This window comes from Pedobacter sp., assembly GCF_035566355.1.
Lineage (GTDB): Bacteria > Bacteroidota > Bacteroidia > Sphingobacteriales > Sphingobacteriaceae > Pedobacter.
The window spans coordinates 1-5,491 of sequence record NZ_DATMRL010000341.1; the positions used below are offsets into that span (position 1 = coordinate 1).

Sequence of the window (5,491 nt, forward strand, 5' to 3'; positions counted from 1 at the left end):
CTTTTGCGGATATGACCGGGGCAAAAATGAATCCTACAGATGGTATCTCTTTACTGCCAACCTTAACCAGTAGCCATAAGTCACAAAAGAAACATGATTTTTTATATTTTGAGTATCCTGAAAAGGGTGGGCAACTGGCTGTTCGCATGGGCAAGTGGAAAGGTGTAAAATTGAATATGCGGAAGAACCCTGGTGCAGCCTGGATGTTATTTGATTTACAGAATGACCGGTCTGAGAACAATAATGTGGCGGCTCAGCATCCGGATGTTATTAAACGTCTGGACGCAATTGTAAAAAAAGAACATCAGACTGCGCATATTAACGAATGGGAGTTTGTTGATAGCAAAATGAGAAAATAGAAAGGAGCGGAAAGGTTTTAATTTTTTATAAAGGTCTGGAACTTCAATGTTCTGTTTTCTTCAACGTTGAATGTCTTTCCGTTGTCTGTGCTTATGGTGGCTTTTCCTCCTGAATAAGAGCCAAAATCGTTGAAGGCGAAGCCGTAACAGTCTGATGAAGAATTTGAACGGAGTACAACAGCGTACTGCTGCCCTTTATCAACCTGCAGGTTAGGCGTAATGCGTATATTCTTTGCCGACCAGCCAATAGCGTCTGGGGGGATCAGTTTAGTGTATAACGCTTTGCCTGTGGGCTTGTTCGTTGCGTCGGAGGGGTAAACTTCAACCGTCAGGCCCGCATCTGGTGTACCGGTTTTGTAGGATGTAATGGTTACCTCAATGAGTTTTCCTGAACGGCTAGCGGTGAATGATTGCGATCTTTGTATTTGTTTGCCTATATCACATTTGGTGCTAAAGTCTTCAATACCGGAAGAACTGTCGAGATATTTGGTTTTTGGTAAAGAGGAGGCTTTTGGTGATTTGTACACTTCATAGCATTGTAAGGGCTGGATAGAGCCATCTGCTGCAAAGGTGAGCGGTGCCCAGTAGAAATTGGCTAATGCTTCGTTTTTAGCGGCATTGTTCCATAAATCGCTTCCGTATAAATACACGGTTTCTGAATTGATCTTAATGGTCGAAACGAAAGAGGGCTGTCCTCCGCAGGAGTTGTCGCTGATCTTTTTAGCGGCCGACCAGGGGCCTAAAGCAGTGGGTGCTGTGCGGTAAGAGGTTCCGGTACCGGCACAATATCCGCAGTTGGGATCGGAATAAACAACATAATAAATACCATTTCTTTTAAATAACCCGGGGGCTTCTGTTTCACCGCTGGTTACGGATTTGACATGTTCTCCTGTTCCTGTCAGATAGTCTGGGCTGAGTTTTTCTATTATAATTGAACCTTTGGCGCGCCAATCTGTGTAGGCTAAATAAGCTGTGCCGTCGTCATCTACAAAAAGGTCATGGTCGCCATTGTTTAATCCGGCTGCAGGCATATCGTGATTTACGGCTAAGTTTGGTTCTTCAACTTCCTTAAATGGTCCAACGGGTGATTTGCTCGTGAATACGCGATAACCTATGCGGTTGTCGTAAACATTGATCCACAATACATATAATTTCGTCTTTTTATTGTAGAGTACATGCGGACGGAAACAGCCGTATGTTTTACCATCACACCTGGATTGCCAGACTTTGGTATTGGCGTTAAACAAAAAGCCCCGGTCTTCCCAGTTCATCAGGTCTTTTGATGAATAGACTTTAAATCCGCAAAATGGAGCTGTTTTATTGCCCCATTGAAAGCCACAGTCATAACTTGTACCATATAAATAATAAATGCCGTTAAAATGGGCTATTTCTCCGTCATGTGCATCTACTGCATCGCCCACGGTGCTGAATCGTGTGATCTGTCTGCCATTCTTATTGAAGTTTTTGATTTGACTTTGTGCTGTATTCAGGCTGATGGTCAAACTGAGTAAGGTGATCAATAAGCTATTTATACAGTGAGTAATTCGCTTTTCCATAAAAATAAATGTTAATCCTGACGCTTTTTGATACAAGATATATATAAAATGATAACTTAATAAATTAGAATTACAGCAGGCCTACAGTACAGGATGCCAATTCCATAAATACTTTGCATACTTGTATTTTCTAACCAAATTTCTTGTTCTCATGAATCTTTTGCTAAAACATAGTTTCTTTCTTGTTGTCCTGGTTTTATTCAGCGTAAACAGTTTTGCGCAGAAACTGGCGGTTAAAAATCAAACCGTAGAGTATCAATATAATCCTATAGGTTTAGATAGTGCTGTTCCGCGGTTTAGCTGGGCCTTGTCTACTTCTCTGAAAAATACTTTGCAAGCCAGCTATGAGCTCAGGGTGGGTACAGACAGTGTAAAGCTTAAAGCCGGAAAGGAAATGTTTTGGACTAGCGGGACGCGACAAACAGGTCAGTCTGTTCTGGTCAATTATGGTGGTCCGGCATTACAATCGGATACCCGGTATTTCTGGCAGGTAAGGGTAAGAGATAACCATGGAAATACGTCGGCCTGGTCTGCGGTTCATTTCTGGCAAATGGGGCTTAAAGCTGCAGACTGGACCTCAGAATGGATTACGGTAGAGGGTAAGGATACTTCAAAAGCGAGTCCTTATTTCAGAAAGGATATTCAGATCACCAAACCTATCCGCAGGGCAACAGCTTATTTAACGGCTAATGGTTTGTATGAAGCTCATATCAATGGTTCAAGGGTTGGAGATCATTATTTTGCACCTGGCTGGACCAGTTATAAAAACCGGCTACAGTATCAGGCTTATGATCTTAGTGCTCTGTTGAAGAAAGGAAACAATGCGATTGGTATTGTTTTGGGCGACGGGTGGTATAAAGGAAGGATTGGATTTGATGGCCAGCAGAAGTACTATGGAGATCAAAGGGCATTTTTGCTGCAGATTGTGGTGGAATATGCGGATGGCAGCAAAGAAACTTTGAAAACGGATAGCGGCTGGAAATATCAGTATGGGGCGATTCTTTCCTCTGGTATTTACGATGGGGAAGTGTATGATTCCAGAAGAGTGCTCAAGGGATGGTTGGATGGGCGTGTTTTTAAACATGATGCGGTTCCACTATTGGGTACGGTTTCTCCACCGGTAAAAAAGCACGAACAGTTTAAAGCGATCCGGATATTTAAAACGCCTAAAGGGGAAACTGTTGCTGATTTTGGGCAGAACCTGGTGGGCTGGGAACAAATTAAAGCTTCCGGACCGGCTGGAACCAGGATCACCATTAGCCACGCGGAGGTTTTAGATAAGGAAGGTAATTTTTATACACAGAATCTCCGGAGTGCAAAATCTCAAAACACTTATGTGCTCAATGGAGAAGGAACGCAGGTTTTTGAACCGCATTTTACTTATCATGGATTCAGATATATTAAAATAGAAGGATATCCTGGGGTTTTGGAGCCTTCTGCTTTGACAGCAATCGCTTTGTATTCTGACATGAAGCAGAATGGTACATTTGTAACTTCAGATACTTTACTGAACAAATTGCAGCGCAATATACTTTGGGGTCAGAAAGGAAATTTTTTAGATGTGCCGACAGATTGCCCGCAAAGAGATGAACGATTGGGCTGGACAGGGGATGCTCAGGCCTTTTTTAGTACGGCTGCTTACAATATGGATGTGGCCGGTTTTTTTACCAAGTGGCTTAAAGATCTGGCTGCTGATCAGTATGCAGATGGAAGTGTGCCTCATGTGATACCGAATGTATTGGGGAGCGGGCAAGGCGGTGCAACCGGCTGGGCAGATGCTTCTACCATTATACCTTGGGGAATGTACGAGAATTATGGTGACAAGCGGATTTTAGAGGAGCAATATGCCAGTATGAAAGCCTGGGAGGGGTATATGATTGCGCAATCTAGGAATGACCTTTGGGCGACCGGTTTTCATTTTGGCGACTGGCTTTTCTACAGGCCTAACGATGATACGGAAGGCCGGTCTGCTGTAACGGATAAATACCTGATTGCACAGACTTTCTTTGCGCATTCTACCCAGCTTTTAATTAATACAGCAAAGGTTTTGGGTAAAAAAGAAGATGTTGAAGTTTATACCGCTTTATTAGCGAAAATAAAAGCTGCTTTTCAGAGGGAATATATGACCAGTACGGGAAGGCTGGTGTCGGGAACGCAGACGGCTTATGTACTTGCGCTTCATTTTGATATGCTCCCTGAAGCATTAAGGGCCCAGGCCGCGGAACGCCTGGTTAGAAATGTGGAATCCTATGGTAACCATCTTACAACTGGTTTCCTGGGTACACCTTACTTATGCCAGGTTTTGAGTCGTTTTGGTTATACAGATGTGGCTTATAAGCTCTTGTTTCAGGAAAGTTATCCTTCCTGGCTATATCCGGTAAAAATGGGGGCAACAACGATTTGGGAAAGATGGGATGGAATTAAGGAGGATGGGACCTTCCAGAATGATGGAATGAATTCTTTTAATCATTATGCTTATGGTGCTATCGGAGAATGGATGTACAGTCATATTGCAGGTATTAAACTTTCGGCCCCGGGCTATAAGCAGTTTATGATTGCTCCCGAACCAGGGGGGAAATTAACGTCGGCAAAAGGAACTTTAATGACGCCTTACGGATTGATTAAATCGGAATGGAAAATTGAAAATGGAAAAATAATACTGGACATTTCTATTCCTGCCAATACCACGGCAAGTTTGTTATTGCCAAAGGCGGCACAAAAGGAAGTAAAGGAAAATGGGGTGAGTCTTAAAACGGAAGCTTCAAATGCTGCAGGAAAGGATCTTCAACTGAGCCGGGGTTCAGGGGATTATCATTTTGAATACGGATTTTAAGGGCTGAGCGTGGGAAAAAACAGCATAGCCGTTTAGCTGATACAAGAGTTTCAGTAATTGCCCTGTCGTATAAATTGGGTATCGGTGAGCGTGAACAGAAAGTGAACGAGTTCTTTTTTTTCCTTGTTACTTAATGGAATCCCTGCTTTGCCCCGTGTGTACAAAGAACTGTCTAAACCTTTGGCATTATTCAGTCCGTTGCTGTAATGGTTCAATACTTCCATTAAGGTACTAAATCTGCCATCGTGCATATATGGGGCGGTTAGCGCTATATTTCGAAGACTGGGTACTTTGAACTTTCCCATATCTTCCGGCTTTTTTGTAAGTTGACCAAGACCTTGATCTGCAGCTGTTCCTGTACCGGCGTTTCTTAAACTTTCATCGGTAAATAATTCGCCGGCATGGCAGGGACTGCATTTCTGCCTGAATATCATAAGCCCTTTGTGTTCTTCCTGGGTATAGTCCAGACTTTCTTTTCTGGAATACAGATCGTATCTGGAATTGGAAGTGACTAACGTTTGCAGGTAATCTACAAGTACCTTTTTGAGCTTCTCTTCAGTGATGTCTTCTGTTCCAAATACCTTTTTAAACTGCTTTTTATAACCGTCAGATTGATTGAGCCGGGCTAAAACTGCAGGTATACTGGAGGCCATTTCTACTGGACTTTGGATGGCATTAAGAACAGTTTGAGACAAATGTTGTGCTCTGGCATCTCCAAAATAACTCTTTTTCCATTGCAAGTT

The 5,491-nt window shown here is 42.8% G+C and carries 3 protein-coding genes and 1 pseudogene; 2 read left to right on the top strand and 2 right to left on the bottom strand.

Annotated elements, in window-relative coordinates:
* Positions 1–359: pseudogene (locus VNZ46_RS13160) on the top strand (N-acetylgalactosamine-6-sulfatase); the annotation flags it as partial.
* A gap of 17 nt (positions 360–376) precedes the next feature.
* Here VNZ46_RS13160 and VNZ46_RS13165 read toward each other — a convergent pair.
* A complete protein-coding gene (locus VNZ46_RS13165) occupies positions 377–1,915 on the bottom strand; it encodes a family 43 glycosylhydrolase (RefSeq protein WP_325560559.1) in 1,539 nt (512 codons plus the stop codon).
* A 151-nt stretch (positions 1,916–2,066) separates the two neighbouring features.
* Between VNZ46_RS13165 and VNZ46_RS13170 the strand changes: the two genes are divergently transcribed.
* Positions 2,067–4,748: a glycoside hydrolase family 78 protein gene (locus tag VNZ46_RS13170; RefSeq protein ID WP_325560560.1), complete on the top strand. Its 2,682-nt coding sequence runs from the start codon at positions 2,067–2,069 to the stop codon at positions 4,746–4,748.
* Between the two features lie 50 nt (positions 4,749–4,798).
* Here the strand turns inward: VNZ46_RS13170 and VNZ46_RS13175 are convergent.
* On the bottom strand, positions 4,799–5,491 hold a 693-nt coding region (locus tag VNZ46_RS13175), incomplete at its 5' end, for a cytochrome-c peroxidase (protein WP_325560561.1).